The sequence below is a fragment of the Candidatus Nitrotoga arctica genome (genome assembly GCF_918378365.1).
Classification (GTDB): Bacteria; Pseudomonadota; Gammaproteobacteria; order Burkholderiales; family Gallionellaceae; genus Nitrotoga; species Nitrotoga arctica.
On the sequence record NZ_OU912926.1, the window covers coordinates 2,968,429 to 2,992,263 of the forward strand.

The window sequence follows — 23,835 nt, forward strand, 5'->3', positions numbered from 1 at the left end:
TCATTCTAACGACAGGGGGATGAAGGTACCAAATTCATACTGCTTGCGGCTACTATGCCAAATGTAGTACCGGCATGAAATTAAGCCGAATAAATAGCACCAAGTATGCAAGGGTGACGTGCACCAGTAACGGCGGTCAAATTGACGGTATCACCGTATAAACGTTGCTGTGCCAGCCAGGCAAAAGCGATAGCCTCCAGCCAATCAACTCCCATGCCTAATGTATCAGTCGCTTGAATGCGGCAGTCCGGTAAGGAAATGCGCAGGTTTTGTACCAAAGTTTGATTATGTGCGCCACCACCACACAAATAAATCTCTTGCGCGCCATCACAAAAACAATGGATTGCATCTGAGATAACGCGGCTGCTAAATGCGAGCAGAGTGGCCTGTACATTGACAGGTGCTTCGTCGCCACTTAGTTTGCTCTTCAGCCAAGCTAGGTTAAATAAATCACGCCCGCTGCTTTTCGGCGGTATGGCATGCAAAAAAGGTTCGTCCAGCAATTTCTGTAGCAGCGCTGGAATGACCTGTCCGCTGGCAGCCCACGCACCATTCCGATCATAAAGCTCCCCGCACTGTAGGGCAACCCATGCATCCATCAACAAGTTGCCCGGGCCGCAATCGAAGCCTGTAGTTTGGCGTTTGGGTGGCAGATTAGTAAGGTTGCTGATGCCACCGATGTTGACAATAACGCGATGAATGCTTGGGTGGCGCAATACTCTGTCGTGAAAAGCAGGAACGAGAGGGGCGCCTTGTCCTCCCGCAGCGATGTCACGGCTGCGGAAGTCACTAACTACAGTGATACCGCTCAATTCGGCCAGCAAGGCCGAATTACCCAATTGCAGGGTATAACCTTCGCTAGGACGATGACGTATAGTTTGTCCGTGACAGCCAATAGCGCGTACCTGACCGAGCGTGATATCAGCTGCGCGCAGTAAGATTGCTGTTGCTGCCGCATACAAGCTCGCCAATTCATTACTAATTAAATGCATCTGATGCAGCTCATCATTGGCAGGGTGGTGCAGGACTAGTAACGCGTCCCTGAGCTTACTTCCATAAGCTTGGAAGTAAGTAGCGAGCAATTTAGGATAACTAGTGGAGAAATCAACCAAGACAACATCAATTCCGTCCAGGCTGGTGCCAGACATAATACCTATAAATAATTCAGAATGGTTCTGAATTATTTTAATCTGCTCAGCGTGATTTTGTTCAGTCAAGTTTAGCCAAGTTAGTATCGCGCAATAAGCCCAAGCGTGCGGTCAGGCTGCGGGTAGCTTCTTGGAAGGCAAGCTTCTGCACGTTATCCAGAGGGACTGCATCCGGCAATGCAGCACGCAAGGGGTCGCGATGTTGAGCATTGACCATGAACTCATAATGCAAGTGCGGACCCGTGGCCAAACCAGTCATACCGACAAAGCCAATAATATCCCCCTGCCCCACACGCTGACCGCGGCGTAAGCCGCTAGCAAAACGAGATAGATGCCCATATACAGTGGTGTGGCGGCTCTGATGCTCCACTATCACAACGTTGCCATAACCGCCTTGTTTGCCGACAAAGGATACAGTCCCATCGGCAGTTACCTTAACCTTGGTGCCTAATGCTGCGGCATAGTCCACGCCTTTATGCGCACGCCATGTGTTCAGAACTGGATGAAAACGCGACAGGCTGAAACCGGAACTAATGCGTGAAAATTCAAGTGGTGAGCGCAAAAATGCCTTCCGTATGCTCTTACCATCCGGTGTGTAATAATCGCCATGACTGCTGTCAGCTTTAAAATAGACCACACGGTAGCTCTCACCTTGATTGATGAATTCGGCAGCCCGAATACGTCCGGCACGAACCGGTTCGCCGTTGCTATAATCCATTTCGTAAACCACGCTGAATTTGTCCCCTTTGCGCAGATCACGATGGAAATCAATATCACTACCAAAAATTTCAGCCAATTGGTTGGCGGTCGATTCCGGCAGGCCAACTGCATCGGTTGCAGCAAACAGAGTACTGCTAATCTCGCCAGTACGCATGAGCAGACGTTGTTCAACCAGAGGGGGCTGTATGCTGGTCATGAGGCCGCCAGTACCTTTCTTGATAACAACTTGGTTACCGTTGTTATCAAGGTAACGTAACGCCAGCAGACTACCATCCGCATTGGTTTCAGCTTGCACGAATTTACCTACAGCAAGTTGGCGGAAAGATGCTGCGGCTTTATCGCGACGCAGATATTCGCTGGCAGAGGAATCTTCTACTTGCATACGACGCAAAAGCTCAGTTACTGTATCTCCGCGTTGCACACGTTCATTGCGCCAAAATGTGGCGGCCTTCGAATTCGTGGCACTAGTGATAGCTAGCGTGTCATGGGGCAGCACGATTTCTTCCGCGACCATCGTAAGAGATGTATAGGTATTATCAGACTGCGGTACAATTCCAAATGCAGTAACCACGCCAAGCAAGGGTAAGCTGGATAAGGCAACAAGCCAGCGCAGCTTTAATTTTTTTTCTTGTGTCAGGGTGTTTTGGTTTAGCATTTACGTTTGCGTCTCCTGGCTATCGCGTTCTCTCATAAATAAGGCTATGAGTTAAGGTCATGAACACTATAATTTTCAATTATGCGTAACTTTACCAGAAAGTCGCCATCCCTCAAAATCCACCGGCCAGATACCGACCAATGGTTAAAATATAAGTATAAGCGGTTAAATATTTTAGGGTTCCTCTAAAAACCAACCACCAACTGCACCCTGAGGCACCAGTTACGGCCAGAATTTTGAGACAATTATCCATTATCTCTCTACCCAATCTTCCATGCTCACACCCACATATCCCGTTTTTTTTGATGTGTGAAACACGGACTACCAGATTGACACCTATGAGTGACACGCAGGTAAAACTCCATGCTTGGATCAACTGTGAAGTCTTTCGGCCTGATCTGGAAAGAAGGCGTGAGAAGGAAAAAAGTGCTTCGCCGAAGCGAGACACATTGATGCAGTGCTCATGTTCAAAATTTAAATTCTCCAGCACCTTTACAATATGGCCAACGAAGGAATTGAATACCCGATTCATGACCGACTCTTTGTTCATAAGTTTTCTGAAGCTGCAATTGTGAAGACCAAATATGCCGATAACACCTACCGTTCCATGGCATGAAAAACTTAAGCTTTGTGGGATTCGTCGCGATATGCAAAGATGTCTAAATACTATTGAATTCAATTCATGGATCATCATAAATAACCGCACTACTCATTGCAAAAAATTTTTGCAATGAGTAAATTCTGAACAATCATCACGCAAATTTATGAAACACTCAATCTATCCCAAACCCTACGGAGACCATTAACCATGACAACTACCTCGTCCCTGCCGCAAAGCAACATTCAGGCCAAACCAAGCAACCCTGATATTGCAATCCCGACCCGATTCGAAATCTCGACCGATGGCAGCGAAGTCACTGACAACAAGACTGGCCGAATCTGGCGGCGTTGTCCTGAGGGCATGCTGACGATTACCACTGGCTGTACTGGGGTCGCAACCGCTTATACTTGGGATCAAGCGCTAGCCTTAGCTAAACACGAAGCGATGTCCACAGGTAAAGCTTGGCGTCTGCCCTTTGCAAATGAACTATCAAGTATAGTGGATACAAGCGTTAGAAATCCGGCGATTAATACAGCCATCTTTCCAATGAAATGGCCAACACCTGCTGCACATTTCTGGTCGATTGAGCCTGCGAAAGATAACTCGTCCTTTGCTTGGGGTGTCAGTTTTTACGATGGCAAAGTGGATTTCCACCAACGTGGTGACGGTGGTCGGGTAAGATTAGTGCGTACGGGACAATTTGCCGTTCCCATCGATGCTACGGGGGCAGTGGAGAATTCAGTTTATCCATGAGGAACCTTAGCGCTGATCACCATCCTTGCGATGATCAACCCACTTCTTGAATTCGCCCCGGTTTGTTCGCTTCAACCTCATACACATTGGACAAGGCTTCCACTTGCGTGAAATGTAAAGTGAATGTTAAAGTTCTAAAAAGTTGCTTGGCTATTGCTACTATAATTTGCACAGTCTAGGCAATTGTCGATCAGTTAATGATCGATCAAGAATCTCTATAACCTTTGCGATCAGGGTTGGTGGCGTTTGACCATTCGATATTTCGATACCATCTATTAAATAACTTACAAAAAAATTTGAGGATAACCATGTCTTGCCACACTACTGATTTCAAAGGCTCCGTCATTGACGCGCTACAAGAGGCAATCGAACGGCAGATTCCTAGTTCACAGGCCGAGGTGAGCGGTGGCGGAGGACACTTTAGTATTAACGTGACGTCGTCTGCGTTCGCTGGCAAAAACATGCTTGAGAGCCAGCGAATGGTGTACAGTGCGATCGCTCACTTGATGGCGGGGGACGCGGCTCCCGTTCACGCAGTCGATAGTTTAAAAACCAGAACACCGCCCAGCGCTTAGCATCGTAAACATGGGCACAGGTTCAACGGCGGCCATGATGGCGCTGATCCGAGATGAGGTCGCACGCTTGCCTCGACAATCCTAGGTACCTCAACAAGCAGTTGAGGGAGTGGCACTACCATAACCATATAGCTACTTCATATCCAAAAAGAAATGTACGCTATGCCATGATGTTCAACAACTACACGGCGCCTGTGTAGCATAAAACTATTGGTTTGAAACTAGCGACTGATTTTTTTATCTCCCACAGTCATGAATATTGATTAGCCCAACTGTGAAATAGGTGCGGTGGAAGATTGATAGGTTCAATCCTATGCCTAAGTTTCAATCTTATTTCTAAGTAAGATCAGATGTTCTGAATACCATTGGGGGCATTCTTTAGCCAATGTTTGATGTTGCACTTCAAGTTATCCGTCACCATCCCCTCGTAACCTCCATTAAAGAAATTTTCATTGTGCTCTTGAAATATGTGCGCTCCGCCCTTATTATTAGCACTCTCTGGCATCGAGTGCTAACTAGAGATGTCGTTATTTTGTTAATTGTTTGTTTAAGGAGAATAAAATATGTTGGTCCGTCCTTTGCATGATCGTGTCGTTATCAAGCGCATGGAAGAAGAACGTAAAACTGCGTCCGGAATTGTGATTCCTGATGCCGCTACTGAGAAGCCTGATCAAGGCGTAATTGTCGCTGTAGGTAACGGTAAATACGGTGATGACGGCAAACTACTCCCGATGTCTGTAAAAGTTGGCGATAAAGTTTTGTTCGGCAAACACGCTCGTCAGACTTTTAAAATAGAAGGCCAAGAATACATAACCATGCATGAAGAAGAAATTATTGGCGTAATCGAAGCTTAATTTCAAATATACGGTCTTTCCTGCCCTTCGGCAGGATGAGGTGACCTTCGGTAAAGACCGAAGTGAAGAAACCAAATAACTTTAGGAGAAATAAACATGGCAGCAAAAGACGTGAAATTTCATGATAGTGCACGCAGTAAAATGGTTGCAGGTGTTAACATTTTAGCCAACGCGGTCAAAGTAACTCTTGGCCCGAAAGGTCGTAACGTAGTATTGGAGCGCTCTTACGGCGCGCCCACAATCACCAAGGATGGTGTGTCTGTCGCCAAGGAAATCGAACTGAAGGATAAGTTCGAGAACATGGGCGCGCAAATGGTCAAAGAAGTGGCTTCTAAAACCTCTGACGTAGCGGGTGACGGCACGACTACCGCGACTGTGCTGGCACAGTCCATCGTACAGGAAGGCATGAAATTTGTAGCTGCTGGTATGAACCCGATGGATCTGAAGCGCGGTATCGACAAGGCAGTCCTTGCAGTAGCAGAGGAATTAAAGAAGTTGTCTAAGCCATGCACTACTTCTACCGAAATTGCTCAAGTTGGCTCAATTTCTGCTAACTCTGACGCCAATATAGGCAAGATTATTTCTGACGCGATGGACAAGGTAGGTAAAGAAGGTGTAATCACCGTTGAGGATGGTAAATCGCTCGATAACGAACTTGAATTGGTCGAGGGTATGCAGTTTGATCGCGGCTATCTGTCGCCATATTTTATTAACGACCAAGAAAAGCAAAATGTAGTGATGGAAAGCCCCTACATTTTGTTGCACGACAAAAAAATCTCCAACATTCGTGATCTGTTGCCGCTGCTGGAGCAAGTTGCCAAGGCGGGTCGTCCGATGTTAATTATTGCTGAAGATGTAGATGGCGAAGCGCTGGCTACTCTAGTGGTGAACAACATCCGTGGAATTCTGAAGACAGTTGCGGTTAAGGCTCCGGGCTTCGGCAGCAGGCGTCAATCCATGCTGGAAGACATTGCTATTCTGACTGGCGGTACAGTGATTGCCGAAGAAGTCGGCTTGTCACTTGAAAAGGCTACTCTCGCGGATTTGGGTCAAGCCAAGCGTATAGAAGTAAATAAAGAAAATACCATTCTTATTGATGGCGCAGGTAATGAAGAAGCGATCCAGGGCCGTATCTCTCAAATCTCCAAACAGTTCGAAGAGGCAACCAGTGATTATGACAAAGAAAAACTGGTAGAGCGTAAGGCCAAATTGGCTGGCGGTGTGGCAGTGATTAAAGTTGGTGCTGCAACTGAAGTTGAAATGAAAGAGAAAAAAGCGCGCGTGGAAGATGCGCTGCATGCGACCCGTGCAGCAGTGGAAGAAGGAATTGTTCCCGGCGGCGGCGTCGCCTTGTTGCGCGCCAAGGCAGTAGTGGCAAGCTTGAAGGGGGACAACCATGACCAAGACGCGGGCATTACCATTGTGTTGCGTGCCATGGAATCACCACTACGTTGCATCGTAGATAACGCAGGTGACGAGCCTTCAGTAGTGGTCAACAAAGTGCTGGAAGGCAAAGGCAACTATGGCTACAACGCTGCGAGTGGACAGTATGGCGACATGCTGGCAATGGGCGTAGTCGATCCTACTAAGGTTACGCGTATCGCATTGCAAAATGCTGCTTCTATCGCTGGCTTGATGCTAACCACTGGATGCATGGTGGCTGAGTTACACGAAGACAAGCCTGCCGTTGATTTGGGCGGCGGCGGCGGTGGTGGTATGGGCGGCATGGGCGGCATGGGCGGCATGATGTAATTGTTGCAATTTATCTGCTGTTGAATCTGACAAACCCTGCCTCGTGCAGGGTTTGTTTTTGAAATCGGCAAAAAGTAAAGTTGGCACTACTACGTAGTGCGCCCTATTTACGGTTATCTCAATTCTGAGGTTTCTTAAATCGCGTTTTATCGTTATAATGCGCACCTTCGCATAGGCCTGGTAGCTCAGTTGGTAGAGCAGTGGATTGAAGATCCTCGTGTCGGTGGTTCGATTCCGCCCCGGGCCACCAATTAATAGTTTTAGGTGTTCCTAAAACTTCCAGTAAACCCCCACTGCATAATGCTCTCGGGGGTTTTTTAATACCTGAACATTCCTTGCTATTCTCTTGCCATCCACAACAATTAACGGTATTTCTGACGGTATCTGGCATACTGTCAGCAGTCGATACCGTCAAATGGATAAATCATGCCGCTTACAGCGATAGAAATTAAGAACGCCAAACCAAAAGATAAATCCCAAAAATTAACCGATGGTGACGGGATGTATCTGCTAATTCAGCCGAACGGGGCAAAATATTGGCGTCTTGATTACCGCTTTGCTGGCAAACGCAAAACACTGGCCCTTGGCGTGTATCCTGAGATAAGTCTGTTAAACGCACGGGATAGGCGTGATGACGCGCGTAAAATATTGGCGAATGATGCGGATCCAGGAGACATAAAGAAGGCGCTAAATGCAGCAAAAGCCGCGCTGACTGAGAACAGTTTTGAACATGTCGCCCGGGAGTGGTTTTCATCTCACGCTCACAATTGGAAGGAAAACCATTCAAGCAAAATTATTCGACGGCTTGAGGCTGATATTTTCCCGTGGTTAGGTGGTTGTCCTGTTGGGGAGATAACGGCCCCCGAACTACTCGAGACAGTCAAACGTATTCAAACCCGTGGCGCATTAGAAACAGCACACCGTGCTCTAAATAACTGTAGCAGCGTATTTCGGTATTCTATTGCAACCGGACGCGCGTCCCGCGATCCCGCTTCTGACCTTCGCGGGGCATTGCCCCCCACAAAAGAAAAGCATCATGCATCCATTATTGACCCAAAGGCAATAGGCGATCTACTGCGTGACATAGAGGCATTCAAAGGCACCTTTGTAACACGTAGTGCGTTACGGCTCGCGCCGCTGGTGTTTGTGCGACCTGTTGAGTTACGCAAAGCAGAATGGACAGAGATTGATTTTGATAAAGCTGAATGGCGCATTCCAGCTAACAAGATGAAAATGAATGCTATGCATATCGTGCCGCTGGCCGCTAGGGCGGTTGAGATTTTGCAGGAAATCCAGCCGCTAACTGGGGCCGGTAAATATGTTTTCCCATGTGCAAGAACAACCGCTCGCCCAATGAGTGAAAACGCAATCCTAGCGGCTTTACGGCGCATGGGATACACAAAAGACGAAATGACCGGACACGGCTTTAGGTCAATGGCGTCTACCTTGCTAAATGAGCAAGGATTCAATCGAGAGGCAACTAGCTCACGCGGAAAGAGACGCGGTACGGGCTGCTTACAATTATGCTGAATACCTGCCTGAGCGTCGGCGCATGATGCAGCATTGGGCTGACTATCTGGACGGCTTGAAAACGGGTGCAGATGTGGTACCGATAAATAGAAGTAAGTCGGCTTCTTGAATGAATTCACAGCAGCCAACAATTAAATTTGTGCGAGGTTAAGCATTAAGCTAAAAACCCGCCGAAGCGGGTTTGGATAGGCTTAACTACATGGGAAGCAATTAACTGCCTGATGGACTACTTGATTTACCCGCAGATCCAGTGGGATCCATAGCACCATCGCGATTTTCAATTTTCAACTTGTCCTGCTTCAAGACTTTCCCGGGGGCTGCAGCATCTTTAACAGCTGCATTTCCTGCCTCCCCAGAATTACCTCTCGAGGATCCGGTTCTAGTGCGTTCACTCTGAGAGCCACCACTGCCTCCATGGCTAACACTTTGATGATCCCTATCGCCACTCATCTTAGTGGAACGTTTCTTGCCCTTGGGGTCTTTCCCGGTATCATCCATCTTATTATCGTGGCTTCCGCTACCGTCTAACTGTTGATTTCCTTGGGATGCATTGGCATCAGCTTGAGTTTTGGAATCAGCATGGGCTAAGGTGGTTCCCAATATAAAGCAGGACGCAAGTGCGAGGTAATTGAAAGATTTTTTCATTTTGTAACTCCATTTATAGTTTACGGAAAATGCTTAATCGACATAACATTATGTCGCTGTGAAGAGTTGTATCCGGATAGTTATTGGCTAACTCAAAGTTTAGAATAACAAGGTTGGTAAAGATGGTCTGTGCATTACCGTACAGACGCACATCCTAAACTTCCCTATTCTGCAATCGTTCTCTGCCTTTTGCTTGATAGCGCAAATATTTCCGCCAATTTATATTTGTGCTTATAGTCTCCCCTGACAGCAAGAGGTTGAGGGCTTCATGTGTATCTCCTTCCGCTCTCCTTCCTCTAGTTGAGCGGTTTTTTATTTTCTCCTCCTACATTCTCAAATAATCGCTTGACACCCTCCCCATCTAAAGATTAGTCTCCTTGCGTCGCTGGAATCAGCGATACGGGTTTGGAAGCCCGGAGGCAGGCGGATATAAACCGTCTTCAGCGGTTTTTTTATTGTCCGTCGCATGGCGAGCCTATTATGGGCGGCTATGTTGGGAAGCAGAAATGCTCGCCGGACCTGTCCCGGCCTTCCAACCCGATATCGGCCGCCCACCCTCACTTCGAGGTGAGCGGGCGGAAACATAAACCGCTACTAAGGAGTCTCCAATGAAAACCACAAGCACATCCGCTGCATCTACCCACACCCATCAAGTTACACGGTATTAACGACGCTTCCGACATGCTTCGCGAAGCCGCTTACATAGCGTGTTTCATTCAGCAAACAACTCTTTTAGCAGTAGAAGGTTTCAATCTTTCCAGTGATGGCACGAGCGGCCTTTACTATGTACTAGAGGGGCTGATTGAAAGGATAGAAAACTCAACCCGTCTGATCACTGATCATGCAGCCAGTGTGAAGGGAGCTCGTCATGGATAAGACTACAGAAACTCCCAAAACCGGCAAGGCCCACGGAAATCCTCATCTAAAACACATTGACAGCGCACCCAGTGAATTAGGGCGGCTACTTAAAGCTATGCCACCTGACATGAAACTTTAATGGGTGGACTGGAAGCTTTGGGTAGCATCCTTTCTGTAGCAGCAACAAACAACGGCCTGGAAGTCGATAAAAGGCATATTGGAGACATTGGATGCTTGATTCAGCACCTCGCAGTCGAGGCTCAATTTATGTATGAAATTTTCGACTGGTATGAACTTGCTTTAAGTGAGCAAGAAAAGCGAGTGAAGAAAAAAAGGTAGTTCAACTATACAATTATTTTCTTGCGATAGGTTGATCTATTTTAGCTAATAAATTATTGATAAATAACAATATTAAATTACTAACAGAACTTTATAAACCAGTATCAACACATTACAGCAAGTTATTTAGTAGAATGTATGTATTCTTCAATATGTTGTGGTGTACCGTATATTGTATTACTTGATGTAGTATAGAAAATGAAAAGGGAAGTGTTTACGAGACACCTCCCCCATCATGGCAGCAAGGCCACCGTGCAAATACGCTCCGCGAGAATTTTTAGCACACCGCCAAAACGATAAAACCGTAATAGCGTAAGTAATATGATACACGCATTATGTGCAATAGTTGCACAATTTGTGCAACTATTATTTAAGCTTTTATTGTTTGAAATTGGCTTTGCTGCTTTTTATAACATTGTTATGAAAGGCACTAAGATGAAATCTGTATCAAGTAACACCTCTTCCATTCAAGCTCAACATTTACCCCCGCTGCTCATTCGCCGTAAAGAAGTCGAGAGGCTTACTTCATTATCCCGTTCCAGAATCTATGAATTAATGAAGCAGGACAAGTTTCCAAAACCGTTGCGCCTTGGGACTATGTCCGTCGCGTGGGTGGAAATAGAGGTAAAAGAATGGCTGTCTACGTTAATCGCTGATAATCGCAACACATATTAAGCCGTTTATATGAGTGACGGCGTGTTTTTCACCCCAACGCTTGAGCAGGCCTTTAATCAAGCCGGGCTACCGTTCCCGGCTGATGTTGATTTAAGCCTAATTACCCGTTACAGCACAAACGGTAACAAGACAGATAAGTCAGGTTGGCTTCGTCATTTCCCTGATGGTCATGGAGCCGTTTTCAGGTGCTGGCGGGGTGCTGTTTCATTCGTTTGGCAACATCGGGAAGAGGGTTCGCCTGGGCCTACTCGAGAACAACTAAAAAAGGCGAAGGAACAAGCGGTAATTGCTCGCAAACAAGCAAAAGCTGAACGTGATGATTTGCACGTCAGAACTGCTTTGAGCATCGAAGTTAAATACGCTGAACTGCCTCCCGCAACTGACAAAAATGCGTATTGCACGCGAACGGTGATTACTCCGCCAGATAGCGTAAAACAAGGCGCACAGAGGCAGCTTGTCATTCCGGTTTATGACGGTGAGGGCACGCTCAATCCATTCAGAACATTTCCCCTGATGGCCGAAAGCAATTTAGCAAAGACGCCAAAATGAAGGCTGGCCGCTTCGTGTTTGGTGAACTTGCTGATGGTGAACCAATTGCTTTATGTGAAGGTTTTGCAACGAGCGCAAGTGTTTATGAAACCGGCATAGGCGCAGTGGTGAATTGTTTTTTCGGATCGAATCTTGCGGAAATTGCTGCTGATCTTCGCCAGCGATATCCCAATAGCTTTATTCGAGTTGCGGGCGACTTGGATGCTCACGACAAAGGTGCAGAATATGCAAGGGCCGCTGTAGCTGTTTCGATGCCAAACAGTGGATCAATACTTCCGGTGTTTAGCGATGGTCGCGCGAGCGGTGATTTTAATGATTTGCACTTATTTGCTGGAGTGGATGAAGTTCACAATCAGATGGAAAAATGCGGCCCCGTGGAAAGCGATTTAAACGTTTTAAATAACGCGAGTGAGGGGTTGCCCTCACCCCGTTTGCAACAATTTATCGCTCCAAGCCTTGCTGTGGCTGATGCTCGTGACGGAACAGCAACAACACGACCGCTGTCGGAACTTGGTAATTCAATGCGACTATTCGACCTTCACGGCGAGAAATTACGTTTCATTCCCGAAACTAGAGGTTGGATTATTTGGCGTGATGGTGCATGGATTTGGGATATTGGCGGATCATCCCTTCGTGCTACCGCTGCATCGTTACATCGCCAGATATACGATGAAGGCGCTGCTTTTGGCATGACACAAGCACTGTTCTTTGCCAAGTGGGCGCGTAAATCTCAAGAACAGAAAACCATAAATGCTTCAGTCACAATTCTTTCAGACTTCGAACCAGTTCGTCTGCCTTTAAGCTTTATCGACGCAGATCATTTCACAGTCGGATTTAATCAAGCGCGCCAAGTAATCGACCTTCACACAGGCACTACACGGGCCGCCCTGCCTTCCGATTTCATTACAAAGAGTCTAAGAGCCTGTTCACGATCTTGCTGAAATCCGAGACAATGTCCGAATGCGCAAGAAAAAATACCCAAGCGACATCAGCCGCGAGCAGTTCGAGCAAATTAGGCCCTTGCTGGAAGGGGCGCGCAAGCGTACCAAGCCCCGCACGGTGGACTTATATGAGGTCTGGAGCGCGGTACTGTACCTGCTCAAGAGCGGCTGCCAGTGGCGAATGCTACCGAGGGAGTTTCCGAAATGGCGCACGGTGCACTCCTACTTTGCCAAGTGGAGTGAGCAGGACGAGGAAGGAATGAGCCTGCTGGAGCGGGCGTTAAAAAAATCAAGTTGGCGTGGCCCGTACGAGACAGGGGCGCAACGCACAGCCGACGCTATTGATTGTGGACGCGCAGAGCGTGAAGAACACGGACACGGCGGGTCAGAAGAGTTATGACGCAGGCAAGAAGATCTCTGGAATCAAGCGCCACATTGCGGTGGATACCCAAGGACTACCGCATGCAGTTGCGGTGACCACCGCTGAGGTCACTGATCGGAAAGGTATCTTGCAGGCGATGGCACGGTGCAAACCAGGCCTTGCGCAGGTACAACGTATTCTGGCTGACGGTGGTTATGTAGGTCGACCATTTGCGTTGGCAGTCGATGAAATACTGGGGGCATCGGTGCAGATCGCCAAGCGCAACGAACTGCACACCTTCGCCGTCATCCCAAAGCGTTGGGTGGTTGAGCGCAGCTTCGCATGGTTGGAGAAATGCAGACGGCTATGGAAGAACTGCGAACGCAAACTCAATACCAGCCTGCAATTCATCCACCTTGCCTTCCTGGTTCTGCTGCTGCGAAGATCGTGAACAGGCTCTAAGTGCAGATACCCTGGGAAATTCAGCCAAGGCCGTTCTTGGATGCAGTTCCTTGATCAGGTATTCATGGGCGATAAAAACCTAATCGATTGGTTTCAGCGTTTCACAGGGTATCTGTTGACCGGGTCAACTAGAGAACAAATATTCTTGTTTCTGTTTGGGAATGGTAGCAATGGCAAATCAGTTCTGATTGAGGTGTTGAAATACATTGTTGGGGATTATGGACGCGCTATTTCCCCGGAAACGCTTAGCGAAAGTCGGCGCCAGGCAGGAGGTGCCACGCCTGACTTAGCCGCGTTAATCGGTGCACGCCTAGTAATGAGTGCGGAAACTGAAGACGGCGCAGCAATGGCTGAGTCATTGATCAAAAGCCTTGTGTCTGGTGATTCTATGGCAGTGCGCCAATTATACTCAGCACCCATTGAGTTTACACCTCACTTCAAGTTGGTGATGGTGGGAAATCATAAGCCAGTAGTTAAGGGTAACGATCATGGTATCTGGCGTCGCGTGCGATTGGTTCCGTTTAATCGTACCTTCACTCAAGAAGAACGAGATCCCTATTTGCTTGGGAAGCTGAAAGCAGAAACGCCGCACATTCTGGCATGGATGGTAGAGGGCTGTCTCAAATGGCAACAGAAAGGGCTGACAGACACTCCCGATTGTGTGAAGCAAGCTACCAACGCTTACCAAGAGGATCAGAACTTGGTTGGTGCATGGCTAAGTGAATGCACTTCAAATAGTGTACAGAGTGAAACAGCTATTGGGACGTTGTACGCCAATTACAAAGCATGGAGCATTGATAACGGATTGCGGCCTACAAGCGCTGTGATTCTGGGTCGCAGATTAGGGGAGCGCGGGTGCTGTGCACGCAAGTCCCATGGCAATCGATTGTGGTGTGGAATAAGTCTGACAGATTCACGCCATGATGACTTCGCGCATGCGAAAGGTGGCTATTAATGGCACAAATTAACCTGAATAATTTTTATTGGGGGCGGATGGGGCGGATAGAAGGCTATTTTCATAAACTCCCCTTAGAAACGATTGCTAGAAAAACTTTACAAAATACCTGTTTATCCGCCCCATCCGCCCCCATTGATGGTGAGCCAGCATGAAAACTTTTAAAGAAAAACCATGAGTACAACAAAATTTCACGCCTGCAATGAAATTGATTGCGAAACATTAACATCAGGCGTGTTTTGCAAAGCACACACCCAGCCCGAGCTATCCTCAGAGACGTCGGCACAAACTAAAGCCGATATTAGACTTCAAGAAATTATGGCAGCTGAAGAAAAATCCCGGCAATGGGAGATCAGGGCAGATAAGTTTGACACGATGCGAGCTGAACTGGCTGAACTTCGCGGAAGTCCGCGGTCAAATGATCATGAACAGCCAGTTTTTTCTAAACAATACGAGGAAAATTATCATGGGTGAATTCAGAAAAATTAACTTAACAAACAAAGTACCCGAGGACGGAATTTGCCCTGCGTGCGCCTCGCATGGAATTATTCACCAACCAACTGAAACTCGTTTTGTATATTGCAAGCATAACGCAACCGGCGCCTCTCAATCATCTACCAGGCCATGGAAAGTCTTTCCCAGGATTGAGGCAGACAGTTTTCGTGCTGCAGTGCTGCGTGGGGTTATAGGTGGGGAACTACGTGTCGAGATAGTACGCGATATTAAGAACTTGATCATGGATGAAGCTGATCATTCCGTTAAGCACTAGGCTATATGCATATGGGTTATAAAAAATAGTTTATTTATAACCTTTAGTTGATTGTTTTTCTGAATTGTGTAAAATACCTATATCGCTGACCTTTGATGACCCAGCGCTGGGCGGACGCCAAAGCAGTTTGACCCCTTTCCCCAATGGGACTGCATCAGTTTAACCAACTCGATTTTTAATCGGGACTGGAAAGCTGCGTGCACCACCGGGATTCAATATCTCTCTCGCAGTTCCAGCCCCACAGCATAAAGGAACTGCAAATGCCTGTAACAACTGAAACCCCCCGCGTTGAACGTGATCGACTTTTAGCACGTTGTGAAGCTCTCCTTGATCTGGGCGAATCAGAAGATCGTTCCATGACAGCTAGTGAGCAAAATTCATATGATCGGGACACCGCTCGGGTGCGAGCCTTAAATTCACAGCTTGAAGCAGATAGTTCGAACTACCGCCCTTCTTATCTCGGACCACCTTCAAACAAAATTTCTGATGATCCAAACTTTGGCGATCATAAACCAAGAATTACCCTGATGCATTCGGGAAAATTGAAGGCTTTTAAAAACAGCGCACGGGGAGTTGAGGCAGCTCATGAATCTGGCCGGTTCTTCGCAGCTACCTTCCTGCGCCATGAGCCCAGCATGAAATGGTGCAATCGGCATGGGGTAGCCTATGACGTTATGGCTGCCCTCTCAGGCGGAACCAAAGTTTCTGGCGGGGCCCTGGTTCCGGATGTATTGTCCAAAACAATAATCGAGCTCATGGAATCGGCAGGGCAGTTCCGCAGTAATGCTGATAATGTGCCTATGTCCTCAGACTCGCTAACAATCCCTCGTAGAGTCGGAGGCTTGGAAGCAAAATATGTTGGCGAGGGGGTAGAAGGTACTGAGTCAGACGCCTCGTGGGATAACGTGACTCTAACTGCTAAGAAGCTAATGGTCCTGACTCGTATGAGCTCAGAAGTCTCTGAAGATGCCATCATCAACCTGAGCGACAAAATGGCACAGGAAATCAGCTATGCCTTCGCTGTAAAAGAAGACGCTGTAGGATTTACGGGCGACGGAACATCCGCAAGCGGCGGCATTGTCGGCGTACTCGTTAAGGCTCTACAGCCTGCCTACAGCAAGGCCAAAGTTGCTGCAACTTCTAGCCATGACACACTGGCAGAGATCGATGCTGATGACCTGCTGCGCCTGATGGCTGCTATCCCTCAGTATGCGAAGGCTGGATCTGCTTGGTATTGCTCTCCGACCGCTTTAGCGTTGGTCTTTAATGCAATCAAGATTGCAGCTGGCGGGAACAGTTTGGAAAACCTTGCGAATGCACCCATTCCTTCATTCCTAGGATACCCCATAGTTTGCACCCCCGTGATGGCTGACGATGCAGGAGCCACATATAACGGCGCTGTAATGATTGCCTTCGGTAACTTACGCCAAGCGGCAACGATAGGCACAAGGCGAGATGTTAGGGTGCAGATATCTGATTCGCGATATTGGGCAGAGGATCAGATCGGAATTAAGGGCACGCTTCGTCATAGCATCAATGTGCACGACCTCGGCAGTACTGTGATTAAATCGCCATTTGCCGTGCTCACGGGCACAACTTAAATTACAGAACCTCAAACCGAGGTTCTCGATACCCAATTCGAGGAGTGGGTAAAAACCTTCGAAAGCTTACAGTCCAACATGTCTGGGCGTGGGAAGCACTGACCCGGTAGAAATGCCGGGTTTTTTAACGCGTTTAAATAAGTGATGCAGGGAGGGTGGATTAAATCTCTGTGAGCTTTCATTCAGGTACCGCGTGTTCCCTTTCTGTGCACACCCGCGAATTGAAAACTTTTTTGGAGAGAAAATTAGGAGGAAATAAGGGAGGAGCATCGGATCTCTGGAAGGTTGTTTGACCTAGACCGCATGTCTTCCCATATGCCAGATACCGTCAGAAATACCGTTAATTGTTGTGGATGGCAAGAGAATAGAGTGAGAGGCAATCTAACAAGCCAGGAAGCCGTCATACTGGTGCTTGCAGGCTGCCAAGTAGTCATTTTGAAATCAAAAAAATCAAATTAAATCAGCAAATGGAAATGAATCAAAATGTCCTACAACGCGCTAATAGTAGGGCCTAGAGTCTATTTGATGAAAAAAAGAATCATCAAATGATTTCAAATCGAACCCTAAGCGTCTTTGCCATTGGACTCTTGATCATTTTTTGATGCGCCACGAATATTTAATCCGGCCAAACCTATTTGCAAAGCCACCAGGGCATAAGCTTCATCATGCCAGCCCCATATTGACCATAGAGCATTACTCAAAAGAAAGACCCAAAATCCTATTTGACGTTTACGCTTCGATTGAGAAGCAACGAACCATGAGGCGCATAAGGTAACGATCATTGCTGGCCACTGAAGGAGGTTGATATATTCCATGACAGGCTCTCAGATCATTGTATTCCTATAGCCTTTACAATCGGTCTACTGATAAATCATTAATTTTTGTACTAAAATTGGTTCCCATGAGAAGGTTTATGGCATGTAAACAGTCATCCTTGTTTTTATAACTCTCACCGCTCGCAACCGTCTTATAGTTATCACCCTTTAGTCGCCAGCGCCATTCGATATCTTTTGGTTGCATAAGCCCAGGAAGACCAAGAATTCCTGATGAAGGCGGTTCGTCATAAATTTCAAAAAACATAAAAACTCCTGAATTCTAGTTGGCTGAAATCACAAGATACACGACATAATCTACGCTAGCAAAATACAATTGACGGTATATTTGACGGTATCAATTAGGTCTATTAATTTAAGATCAAGCAACAGCAATGCATCCATGGCATAGTTCGATTGAGCCCCGGCCACCAGTATTTAGAAGGCTTGCAGAAATGCAGGCCTTTTTCTTTATCTACAATTCAGTGGGAATTTCTACAATTCCTCGTTATTAGTTATTTAAATCAGTTCTACAAGAAGGAAGGTTCAAGAACTTTCAGTTTTTCCTGAAAACTTTCCTGCAGAATTGCTGACAGTCCATAAGGACTAGAGCCAACGTCAAAAACAGAACCACGCAAATCCAGTAATTATTTTAGAGGTTCTACTTTTCTCGCCAATTCTGTTTCTTGTATAGTCTTTAATCACTACACGCGTTTTGTGACCTAACAGTTGCTCTGTCGGTACAGTCTTGGCTCGAATATCTCTAAATTTAAAATCAACTTTTCGCTGTCTTTCTTGCCCTATCAAAACATAAAGAAGTTTATCTCTACGCTCACGACTGCGTAAATAAAAACAGGACTTAAAAAAATATTTCAAGTGCTATAACCATGAGAGACCGCATTCATCCCTTGACGACAAAACGCCAGATGAGTTTTACTTCAACAACCTGCTTGCGCTTTTCACAGTAGCCTAAGCATTAACCGCAAGATTTCTCCTTAAGAAATAGAAAATACTGTCCAGTTACGCAGTGCCACCTCGTTACACATCGAAAGTACTTTTCAGGTATTTTTAGGATGTCTGCTTTACGTTAGAAACTCTCAACCTAACCGAAGGTGTTTATCCAAAATAAAAAGACTATTGACTGGATCATAAAAATTAACTGTCGGGCAACAACTAGCCTGACACAGAGGAATATTGGATGGAAACTTAATTTCTAGAGTCGCCTCAAGCAAGACCGATATTTCCTGAAAATCAAGCTGTAATTTTTAGGCTATTTTGCAGCAGGTGCGCTAACGGAGGACGCAGCATTCACTGCAGACTGTCCTTTAGCAGCCTGCTTCATAGCATATGCGGCTTCCGGGGCTATGTAGTTTTCATCATGCTTGGCCAACACCTCATCCGCACGGAACACGTTCCCAGCCTCCAGCTTGCCATGTACTACCACCCCTTTCCCTTCTTTGAAGAGATCGGGCAAGAAACCTTTGTACACAACCGGCATACTCTTGGCGGTATCGGTTATGCTGAAATGCACTGTCAAACCATCGCTCTGACGCTTGACACTGTCTACAACCACTAATCCGCCCATACGAAAGCCGCGCCCCTGCGGCGCTTCTTTGTTAAGAACTTGGGTCGGGGTAAAGTACAAGCTAATATTATTCGTTAGTGCATATAGCACTAAACCTATGGCGGTACCCAAAGCAACGAGAGCAAGAATTATATATACAAATTTTTTCTGACGCGGTTTCATGTTATTTTTCTTCCAATATCAATATTATTTCAGTCCGAATGGTTTATGAATTAACACGGCTTCGATTGCTTTGAGCTTGTTTTGTAAAATTTTGTTCCATTGAGAATATGAATACTCTACGCTTGTGTTCGCATAGATAAGTATTCTTGTCCCATTCGAAGAATTTTTAACGATCATCACACGAATTGGTGAAACGATCAGGATAGCTGACAAACCTATCCTTTAAACATTACGTCATGACATCTTCTGCATTGCGCATCAAGTGTAATTGCTGCAAGACAAGCCTTTTTCTGTGGCGCACCATCAGAATTTCAATAATAAATATCAGCAGTGCCATTCCGTACGAACCCCATATATACCAAGCATAGCCGTTCATGGCAAGAAATTCACCCCAGTTCATCGCCTAAACTCCACGAGCTCAGATACCCACTGGGCCTTGCATTCACGCTCTAAAATAATACAACGCACACGTAGTAAAGAAACCGCAACGGCATATAGCCAGACCGCCAGCATCATGGTGTACATACCCTGCTGCATCGCCACGTGCATGCTGGTACCAGTGAATTTGACCGTAGCTCCTTGATGCAGTGTATTCCACCATTGCACTGAAAAATAGATGATAGGGACATTGACCGAGCCTATTATGGCGAGCAGCGCGCTGGCACGGTCGGCACGACGCGGATCATCAATCGAGGCATGCAACGCAATAAAACCGAGATAAAGGAATAGTAAGATGAGTTCGGAAGTCAGTCGCGCATCCCATACCCACCAAGCACCCCACATCGGCTTGCCCCACAACGCACCAGTCCATAGCGAAAGAAAAGCAAGCAGCGCGCCCGTAGGTGCCAGCGCAGAAGCCATCATGGAAGACAGGCGCGTATTGAAAATCAGTCCAAGCGCGGCATAACCCGCCATAACCAAATAGATAAACATGGATAGGATGGAAGCAGGCACATGTATGAACATGATGCGATAAGCTTCGCTTTGCTGGATATCAGTTGGTGCCACAAAAAAACCAATATAAAGCCCCACAACAGACAGGATGGCGGCCGACCATGCAAACCAGGGCACCATCTTGCCTGCCACCCGATAAAAGGAGCTTGGCGAGGAATATTTAAACCAATTTATAGCCAATATCTACTCAATTAAAAATACACAATGTGTTTTATTCCACCGAAATACGCAGAGCAAGGGCCGTAACCCATGGCGTGAATACCAATGCCATCACCAATAACGCGCCAAGTAACGATAAATGCGAACCTACACTTGTGCCACTTACAACGGCTTCAACTGCGCCTGCTCCAAAAATCAGCACCGGGATGCACAGCGGTAACACCAAGAGCGATACCAACGCCCCGCCACCGCGCAGCCCCAGTGTCAGCGCAGCACCGACCGCACCTATCATGCTGAGTATCGGTGTGCCAAGAAGCAGTGCAGCGATTAATACCCATAATGCCTGCGCCGACATATCAAACTGCAAGCCCAGCACCGGAGCCATAATCACCAACGGCAAACCAGAGACTATCCAGTGTGCCAAAATCTTAGCTAGCACGAGTACCGACAACGACTGCGGTACCAGCATCATCTGCTCTAAAGTACCGTCCAGATAATCCGCAGAAAACATGCGCCCCAGTGATAACATTGAAGCCAACAAAGCCGCCACCCAAACCACGCCGGGAGCCATTTTGCGCAGCATATCCGTTTCGGGACCCACACCTAGGGGAAACAGACTGACCACAATAACGAAAAAAATTAGTGTCGTCAGCACATCGGCACGGCGACGCATGGCCAGCACCAAATCGCGGCGAATCACCAAGCTCAACAAACCCATCAACGACAATTTATTCATGACAGCGCAAACCACCGCGTTGCAACCCCCACCACTTCTAGCGGCTGATGAGTAGTGTAGATCACCATGCCGTTATTTACTAGGTGCTCACCAATCAATTCTTGCATTAGCCCAACCGCGCCAACGTCCAGTGCAGTGAGCGGTTCATCCAGTACCCATAAAGAGGCATTGCTAAGCAACAAGCGGGCCAATGCCACACGACGACGTTGCCCTTGAGACAGCACTTTGACCGGTAAAGTTTCCCGGCCACGCAAACCCATACGACGTAAGGCCGCAATTACCTGTTTGTCATCCACTTTGCAGCCAGCCAGCCCTGCACTAATGCGCAAGTTCTCCAGCGCATTCAATTCGTCCTTGATGGCATTCAAATGACCGAGATAAATCATCTCGGCATAAAATGCATCACCCAGTTCACGAATGTTCTGTCCGCACCACCGAATTTCGCCCGCAACAGGCATCATAAAACCGCATAAAGTACGCAGCAGGCTAGTCTTACCACTGCCGTTAGCGCCCTGCACCTGTAGCAACTCGCCAACTGACAGAGAGAAATTCAGATCAGAAAATAATAGATGATCTCCGCGACTACAAGCAAGATTGCTAATTTCCAGCATTACACGGTCGGTTTCGTTCGATATAAAATAGCGCGGAATTGTATACGATTGCACCCGTGCGTGTTTGCCAAAAAGTTAAGGTGTCTACTACCGCAATATAGTGGCATTATAAAAGTGGAATGGCTTATTGATCGGCCAGAGTATATTTGACTTGTCTGTCAGTAAAACTGCACAGTGACGGCGCCTTCCACTTCAAGCTTCTCTTATGCGTATTAATAGGCCTAGAGAAAGTTAGATTCACTGAGAAAACATATGAGCCACGCAGTTATTTTTGATAACGATTTACTGCGTTGTTGTGTTCATTTAATGTATTTGAAAATTGTGAGCTGCCATTCCCGCGCGCCACGAAGTACAGAGCATCGGTGGAAGCCGGATGAAGAGTCGCCTGTATCGAAGCCAATCCTGGCAGTGCAATCGGAGTAGGTGGCATGCCTGCACGAGTATAAGTGTTGTACGACGTATCAGCCAGTAAATCGCGCTTGCGCAAATTGCCATCGAAATTCTCTCCCAACCCATAAATTACGGTCGGATCAGTTTGCAGCAGCATACCCTTGCGCAGACGGTTGATAAATACGGCCGCTATCATGCTGCGATCACTTGCTTGCCCCGTTTCTTTTTCCACGATAGAGGCTAGAGTCAACGCCTCATAGGCCGACTTAAGAGGCAGGTCAGACGTACGTTCTTGCCAACTTTCCTGTAGATGCAATTGCATCGTCTTATAGGCGCGCTTAAGCAAAGCGAGGTCACTTGTGCCTTTGACGAAATAATAGGTATCGGGAAAAAATAGTCCTTCGGCATACGCCTCCGCTGCGCCGATACGTCGCAGAATTTCCGCTTCGGGCAGGCTTGCGCTGTCATGCCGAATGGCCGGATTGGTATTCAATGCTGTGCGGAATTGATTGAATGTCCAACCTTCAATTATGCTGAATTCACTCTGGGCAGCCTGCCCATCTGTCACGACAGCTAACAATTCCAACATCGTAACCGCGGTTTCCAGCTCATAGTTACCAGCCTGTATCTGTGCAGATTTACCCAGCATCCGCGCCAACCAGACAAACATCCAATCGTTGGGTAACACGCCAGCCTGTTGCATCTGCCGCGCCGCAGCCTTCAAGCTGCTGCCCTGATCAAGGGAAAACTCCAAGGGAAGCGTGGTAAAGGTCAGCGGACGAATCACATAATAGCCAATAGCACTCGCCAACAGCACTGCCAGAAGCAACACAATAACCAGCAAACGCTTAATCGTACGCATGGCTCAACCATTCCTGCACTTGCATGGAAATCGGGTGATGGCTCCATTCACTGCCTGACAGCTCACGCACCGGCCATAAACCAATCACACTATTCACCAAGAATATTTCGTCAGCGCCAAGCAATTCCGCCAGTCCAAACTGTCTGACCCAGCACGGTACACCATATTCGTCAGCCCACTCTATCACGCGCTCACGCTGTATACCGGCCACACCACAGCTCGATAAATTCGGTGTAAATAATTCACCGTTCCGTACCATGAACAGATTGCTGCGTATACCTTCAATCACATTGCCAAACATATCCAGCAACAGGCCCTCTGCAATGTCCGGGGCACTCTGTTCCGCAGCAGCTAGAACATTTTCCAAACGGTTAAGGTGCTTAATGCCAGCCAGTTTCGGTTGATGAGCCAAGCGTAAATCGCATAATCGGAGACTGACACCGTACGAATAATTTCTATCTGGATAATCAAGTGGAGGAGTGAGACTCAAGATGCGTGTCGGAATCATATTTCCGGCTGAAGCATAGCCACGAGCCGTTTGTTCGCCACGTGTGATGATTATTTTTGCTACACCATCGGGCCGCTGTTCAATCAAACGCCGTAATTCCTCAAACAGCAGTGCCGCTTCTGGACAAGTGATGCGCAATGCAGAGCAATCCTGTTGCAATTTGCGATAATGACGTGGCCAAGATTGCATGCATCCACCGAGCACACGCAGCGTGCGAAATACGCCATCTCCATATAGCAAACCACGGTCATGAACGCTAACCTGATCTCCCGGCACGCCATTGATCAGTATGTAATTCCTTGGGACGTGCAAG

29 protein-coding genes, 1 tRNA gene and 1 pseudogene are annotated in these 23,835 nt (G+C 47.2%); 18 read left to right on the plus strand and 13 right to left on the minus strand.

Going from position 1 to position 23,835, the window contains the following annotated elements:
• Positions 1–80 precede the first annotated feature (80 nt).
• The 3 genes from MKZ32_RS13575 to MKZ32_RS13585 all read right to left on the minus strand — a co-directional run bounded on the left by MKZ32_RS13575 (position 81) and on the right by MKZ32_RS13585 (position 3,073).
• Complete coding sequence (locus MKZ32_RS13575; RefSeq protein WP_275584327.1) at positions 81–1,181, minus strand: anhydro-N-acetylmuramic acid kinase; 1,101 nt, start codon at positions 1,179–1,181, stop codon at positions 81–83.
• A 28-nt stretch (positions 1,182–1,209) separates the two neighbouring features.
• A complete protein-coding gene (locus MKZ32_RS13580; RefSeq protein ID WP_239797761.1) occupies positions 1,210–2,523 on the minus strand; it encodes a M23 family metallopeptidase in 1,314 nt (437 codons plus the stop codon).
• Between the two features lie 112 nt (positions 2,524–2,635).
• Complete coding sequence (locus MKZ32_RS13585) at positions 2,636–3,073, minus strand: hypothetical protein (protein ID WP_239797762.1); 438 nt, start codon at positions 3,071–3,073, stop codon at positions 2,636–2,638.
• Between the two features lie 258 nt (positions 3,074–3,331).
• Between MKZ32_RS13585 and MKZ32_RS13590 the strand changes: the two genes are divergently transcribed.
• From MKZ32_RS13590 to MKZ32_RS13615, 6 genes are all read left to right on the plus strand, one after another.
• Entirely contained in the window at positions 3,332–3,877 is a 546-nt protein-coding gene (locus tag MKZ32_RS13590) for an Lcl C-terminal domain-containing protein (RefSeq protein WP_239797763.1), read from the plus strand.
• A 308-nt stretch (positions 3,878–4,185) separates the two neighbouring features.
• Positions 4,186–4,452, plus strand: coding sequence for a BolA/IbaG family iron-sulfur metabolism protein (locus tag MKZ32_RS13595; RefSeq protein WP_239797764.1), 267 nt, complete (start codon positions 4,186–4,188; stop codon positions 4,450–4,452).
• Between the two features lie 563 nt (positions 4,453–5,015).
• Positions 5,016–5,306, plus strand: a complete 291-nt coding sequence (locus MKZ32_RS13600) for a co-chaperone GroES (protein ID WP_239797765.1) — start codon at positions 5,016–5,018, stop codon at positions 5,304–5,306.
• A gap of 96 nt (positions 5,307–5,402) precedes the next feature.
• On the plus strand, positions 5,403–7,058 hold the full coding sequence (gene groL, locus MKZ32_RS13605; RefSeq protein ID WP_239797766.1) for a chaperonin GroEL: 1,656 nt from the start codon (positions 5,403–5,405) through the stop codon (positions 7,056–7,058).
• A 174-nt stretch (positions 7,059–7,232) separates the two neighbouring features.
• Positions 7,233–7,308: transfer RNA gene (locus MKZ32_RS13610), tRNA-Phe, on the plus strand.
• Positions 7,309–7,484: 176 nt separating this feature from the next.
• Positions 7,485–8,588, plus strand: coding sequence for a tyrosine-type recombinase/integrase (locus tag MKZ32_RS13615; RefSeq protein WP_320412273.1), 1,104 nt, complete (start codon positions 7,485–7,487; stop codon positions 8,586–8,588).
• 210 nt (positions 8,589–8,798) lie between these two features.
• Here the strand turns inward: MKZ32_RS13615 and MKZ32_RS13620 are convergent, their stop codons facing one another.
• Positions 8,799–9,233, minus strand: coding sequence for a hypothetical protein (locus tag MKZ32_RS13620; RefSeq protein WP_239797767.1), 435 nt, complete (start codon positions 9,231–9,233; stop codon positions 8,799–8,801).
• A gap of 681 nt (positions 9,234–9,914) precedes the next feature.
• Between MKZ32_RS13620 and MKZ32_RS13625 the strand changes: the two genes are divergently transcribed.
• From MKZ32_RS13625 to MKZ32_RS13670, 11 genes are all read left to right on the plus strand, one after another.
• Positions 9,915–10,109: a hypothetical protein gene (locus tag MKZ32_RS13625; protein ID WP_239797768.1), complete on the plus strand. Its 195-nt coding sequence runs from the start codon at positions 9,915–9,917 to the stop codon at positions 10,107–10,109.
• The gene (locus tag MKZ32_RS15520; RefSeq protein ID WP_275584302.1) at positions 10,102–10,230 is read left to right on the plus strand and encodes a hypothetical protein; all 129 of its coding nucleotides are present in this window, start codon (positions 10,102–10,104) and stop codon (positions 10,228–10,230) included. Before MKZ32_RS13625 ends, MKZ32_RS15520 begins: the two co-directional genes overlap by 8 nt.
• Positions 10,230–10,430 carry a hypothetical protein gene (locus MKZ32_RS13630; RefSeq protein ID WP_239797769.1) on the plus strand — a complete coding sequence of 67 codons (201 nt, stop codon included), beginning with the start codon at positions 10,230–10,232 and terminating at the stop codon, positions 10,428–10,430. The genes MKZ32_RS15520 and MKZ32_RS13630 overlap by 1 nt, the downstream gene beginning before the upstream one ends.
• A gap of 357 nt (positions 10,431–10,787) precedes the next feature.
• Positions 10,788–11,105, plus strand: a complete 318-nt coding sequence (locus MKZ32_RS13635) for an AlpA family transcriptional regulator (protein WP_239797770.1) — start codon at positions 10,788–10,790, stop codon at positions 11,103–11,105.
• Positions 11,106–11,114: 9 nt separating this feature from the next.
• On the plus strand, positions 11,115–11,654 hold the full coding sequence (locus MKZ32_RS15885) for a hypothetical protein (RefSeq protein ID WP_239797771.1): 540 nt from the start codon (positions 11,115–11,117) through the stop codon (positions 11,652–11,654).
• Positions 11,651–12,595 (plus strand): hypothetical protein, encoded by a 945-nt coding sequence (locus MKZ32_RS13645; protein ID WP_239797772.1) that lies wholly within the window; start codon positions 11,651–11,653, stop codon positions 12,593–12,595. The genes MKZ32_RS15885 and MKZ32_RS13645 overlap by 4 nt, the downstream gene beginning before the upstream one ends.
• A 19-nt stretch (positions 12,596–12,614) precedes the next feature.
• Positions 12,615–13,407 (plus strand): IS5 family transposase gene (locus tag MKZ32_RS13650; RefSeq protein WP_239795800.1). Its coding sequence is split into 2 segments (ribosomal slippage): positions 12,615–12,886 and positions 12,885–13,407, totalling 795 coding nucleotides; the frame shifts between segments, so codons are not numbered across the junction.
• A 51-nt stretch (positions 13,408–13,458) separates the two neighbouring features.
• Positions 13,459–14,373, plus strand: a complete 915-nt coding sequence (locus tag MKZ32_RS13655) for a DNA primase family protein (protein WP_275584303.1) — start codon at positions 13,459–13,461, stop codon at positions 14,371–14,373.
• The gene (locus tag MKZ32_RS13660) at positions 14,373–14,528 is read left to right on the plus strand and encodes a hypothetical protein (protein WP_239797774.1); all 156 of its coding nucleotides are present in this window, start codon (positions 14,373–14,375) and stop codon (positions 14,526–14,528) included. Before MKZ32_RS13655 ends, MKZ32_RS13660 begins: the two co-directional genes overlap by 1 nt.
• A 19-nt stretch (positions 14,529–14,547) precedes the next feature.
• Positions 14,548–14,847: a hypothetical protein gene (locus MKZ32_RS13665; RefSeq protein ID WP_239797775.1), complete on the plus strand. Its 300-nt coding sequence runs from the start codon at positions 14,548–14,550 to the stop codon at positions 14,845–14,847.
• A gap of 555 nt (positions 14,848–15,402) precedes the next feature.
• Positions 15,403–16,743 carry a phage major capsid protein gene (locus tag MKZ32_RS13670; protein WP_239797776.1) on the plus strand — a complete coding sequence of 447 codons (1,341 nt, stop codon included), beginning with the start codon at positions 15,403–15,405 and terminating at the stop codon, positions 16,741–16,743.
• A gap of 563 nt (positions 16,744–17,306) precedes the next feature.
• Here the strand turns inward: MKZ32_RS13670 and MKZ32_RS13675 are convergent.
• Together MKZ32_RS13675 and MKZ32_RS13680 are read right to left on the minus strand one after the other, a co-directional pair.
• Complete coding sequence (locus MKZ32_RS13675) at positions 17,307–17,558, minus strand: hypothetical protein (RefSeq protein WP_239797777.1); 252 nt, start codon at positions 17,556–17,558, stop codon at positions 17,307–17,309.
• A 34-nt stretch (positions 17,559–17,592) separates the two neighbouring features.
• A complete protein-coding gene (locus MKZ32_RS13680) occupies positions 17,593–17,823 on the minus strand; it encodes a YegP family protein (RefSeq protein WP_239797778.1) in 231 nt (76 codons plus the stop codon).
• A gap of 594 nt (positions 17,824–18,417) precedes the next feature.
• On the opposite strand from MKZ32_RS13680, the pseudogene MKZ32_RS15780 reads away from it, so the two are divergent.
• Positions 18,418–18,528, plus strand: a pseudogene (locus MKZ32_RS15780) (integrase core domain-containing protein); the annotation flags it as partial.
• 297 nt (positions 18,529–18,825) lie between these two features.
• On the opposite strand, the gene ccmE reads toward MKZ32_RS15780, so the two are convergent.
• The 7 genes from ccmE to pabC all read right to left on the minus strand — a co-directional run bounded on the left by ccmE (position 18,826) and on the right by pabC (position 23,834).
• The gene (gene ccmE, locus MKZ32_RS13685) at positions 18,826–19,302 is read right to left on the minus strand and encodes a cytochrome c maturation protein CcmE (RefSeq protein ID WP_239797779.1); all 477 of its coding nucleotides are present in this window, start codon (positions 19,300–19,302) and stop codon (positions 18,826–18,828) included.
• A gap of 229 nt (positions 19,303–19,531) precedes the next feature.
• Positions 19,532–19,702, minus strand: coding sequence for a heme exporter protein CcmD (gene ccmD, locus MKZ32_RS13690; protein ID WP_239797780.1), 171 nt, complete (start codon positions 19,700–19,702; stop codon positions 19,532–19,534).
• On the minus strand, positions 19,699–20,436 hold the full coding sequence (gene ccmC / locus MKZ32_RS13695) for a heme ABC transporter permease CcmC (protein WP_239797781.1): 738 nt from the start codon (positions 20,434–20,436) through the stop codon (positions 19,699–19,701). The genes ccmD and ccmC overlap by 4 nt, the downstream gene beginning before the upstream one ends.
• A gap of 31 nt (positions 20,437–20,467) precedes the next feature.
• On the minus strand, positions 20,468–21,151 hold the full coding sequence (gene ccmB, locus MKZ32_RS13700) for a heme exporter protein CcmB (protein WP_239797782.1): 684 nt from the start codon (positions 21,149–21,151) through the stop codon (positions 20,468–20,470).
• Positions 21,148–21,762 carry a cytochrome c biogenesis heme-transporting ATPase CcmA gene (gene ccmA, locus MKZ32_RS13705; RefSeq protein ID WP_239798165.1) on the minus strand — a complete coding sequence of 205 codons (615 nt, stop codon included), beginning with the start codon at positions 21,760–21,762 and terminating at the stop codon, positions 21,148–21,150. The genes ccmB and ccmA overlap by 4 nt, the downstream gene beginning before the upstream one ends.
• A gap of 265 nt (positions 21,763–22,027) precedes the next feature.
• Positions 22,028–23,014, minus strand: a complete 987-nt coding sequence (gene mltG, locus MKZ32_RS13710) for an endolytic transglycosylase MltG (protein ID WP_239797783.1) — start codon at positions 23,012–23,014, stop codon at positions 22,028–22,030.
• The gene (gene pabC, locus MKZ32_RS13715) at positions 23,001–23,834 is read right to left on the minus strand and encodes an aminodeoxychorismate lyase (RefSeq protein WP_239797784.1); all 834 of its coding nucleotides are present in this window, start codon (positions 23,832–23,834) and stop codon (positions 23,001–23,003) included. Before pabC ends, mltG begins: the two co-directional genes overlap by 14 nt.
• Position 23,835: the final 1 nt, after the last annotated feature.

Excerpts from the sequence above, each read along its gene's own strand:
- MKZ32_RS15885 (WP_239797771.1), top strand. The coding sequence starts at position 11,115 with ATGAGTGACGGCGTGTTTTTCACCCCAACGCTTGAGCAGGCCTTTAAT.
- MKZ32_RS13625 (WP_239797768.1), top strand. The coding sequence starts at position 9,915 with ATGCTTCGCGAAGCCGCTTACATAGCGTGTTTCATTCAGCAAACAACT.
- MKZ32_RS15520 (WP_275584302.1), top strand. The coding sequence starts at position 10,102 with ATGGATAAGACTACAGAAACTCCCAAAACCGGCAAGGCCCACGGAAAT.
- MKZ32_RS13675 (WP_239797777.1), bottom strand. The coding sequence starts at position 17,558 with ATGGAATATATCAACCTCCTTCAGTGGCCAGCAATGATCGTTACCTTA.
- ccmA (WP_239798165.1), bottom strand. The coding sequence starts at position 21,762 with ATGCTGGAAATTAGCAATCTTGCTTGTAGTCGCGGAGATCATCTATTA.
- groL (WP_239797766.1), top strand. The coding sequence starts at position 5,403 with ATGGCAGCAAAAGACGTGAAATTTCATGATAGTGCACGCAGTAAAATG.
- MKZ32_RS13620 (WP_239797767.1), bottom strand. The coding sequence starts at position 9,233 with ATGAAAAAATCTTTCAATTACCTCGCACTTGCGTCCTGCTTTATATTG.
- ccmE (WP_239797779.1), bottom strand. The coding sequence starts at position 19,302 with ATGAAACCGCGTCAGAAAAAATTTGTATATATAATTCTTGCTCTCGTT.
- MKZ32_RS13595 (WP_239797764.1), top strand. The coding sequence starts at position 4,186 with ATGTCTTGCCACACTACTGATTTCAAAGGCTCCGTCATTGACGCGCTA.
- MKZ32_RS13630 (WP_239797769.1), top strand. The coding sequence starts at position 10,230 with ATGGGTGGACTGGAAGCTTTGGGTAGCATCCTTTCTGTAGCAGCAACA.
- MKZ32_RS13670 (WP_239797776.1), top strand. The coding sequence starts at position 15,403 with ATGCCTGTAACAACTGAAACCCCCCGCGTTGAACGTGATCGACTTTTA.
- MKZ32_RS13580 (WP_239797761.1), bottom strand. The coding sequence starts at position 2,523 with ATGCTAAACCAAAACACCCTGACACAAGAAAAAAAATTAAAGCTGCGC.
- MKZ32_RS13585 (WP_239797762.1), bottom strand. The coding sequence starts at position 3,073 with ATGAACAAAGAGTCGGTCATGAATCGGGTATTCAATTCCTTCGTTGGC.
- MKZ32_RS13590 (WP_239797763.1), top strand. The coding sequence starts at position 3,332 with ATGACAACTACCTCGTCCCTGCCGCAAAGCAACATTCAGGCCAAACCA.
- MKZ32_RS13665 (WP_239797775.1), top strand. The coding sequence starts at position 14,548 with ATGAGTACAACAAAATTTCACGCCTGCAATGAAATTGATTGCGAAACA.
- MKZ32_RS13600 (WP_239797765.1), top strand. The coding sequence starts at position 5,016 with ATGTTGGTCCGTCCTTTGCATGATCGTGTCGTTATCAAGCGCATGGAA.
- MKZ32_RS13615 (WP_320412273.1), top strand. The coding sequence starts at position 7,485 with ATGCCGCTTACAGCGATAGAAATTAAGAACGCCAAACCAAAAGATAAA.
- ccmD (WP_239797780.1), bottom strand. The coding sequence starts at position 19,702 with ATGAACTGGGGTGAATTTCTTGCCATGAACGGCTATGCTTGGTATATA.
- MKZ32_RS13660 (WP_239797774.1), top strand. The coding sequence starts at position 14,373 with ATGGCACAAATTAACCTGAATAATTTTTATTGGGGGCGGATGGGGCGG.
- MKZ32_RS13680 (WP_239797778.1), bottom strand. The coding sequence starts at position 17,823 with ATGTTTTTTGAAATTTATGACGAACCGCCTTCATCAGGAATTCTTGGT.
- ccmB (WP_239797782.1), bottom strand. The coding sequence starts at position 21,151 with ATGAATAAATTGTCGTTGATGGGTTTGTTGAGCTTGGTGATTCGCCGC.
- MKZ32_RS13645 (WP_239797772.1), top strand. The coding sequence starts at position 11,651 with ATGAAGGCTGGCCGCTTCGTGTTTGGTGAACTTGCTGATGGTGAACCA.
- MKZ32_RS13655 (WP_275584303.1), top strand. The coding sequence starts at position 13,459 with ATGCAGTTCCTTGATCAGGTATTCATGGGCGATAAAAACCTAATCGAT.
- mltG (WP_239797783.1), bottom strand. The coding sequence starts at position 23,014 with ATGCGTACGATTAAGCGTTTGCTGGTTATTGTGTTGCTTCTGGCAGTG.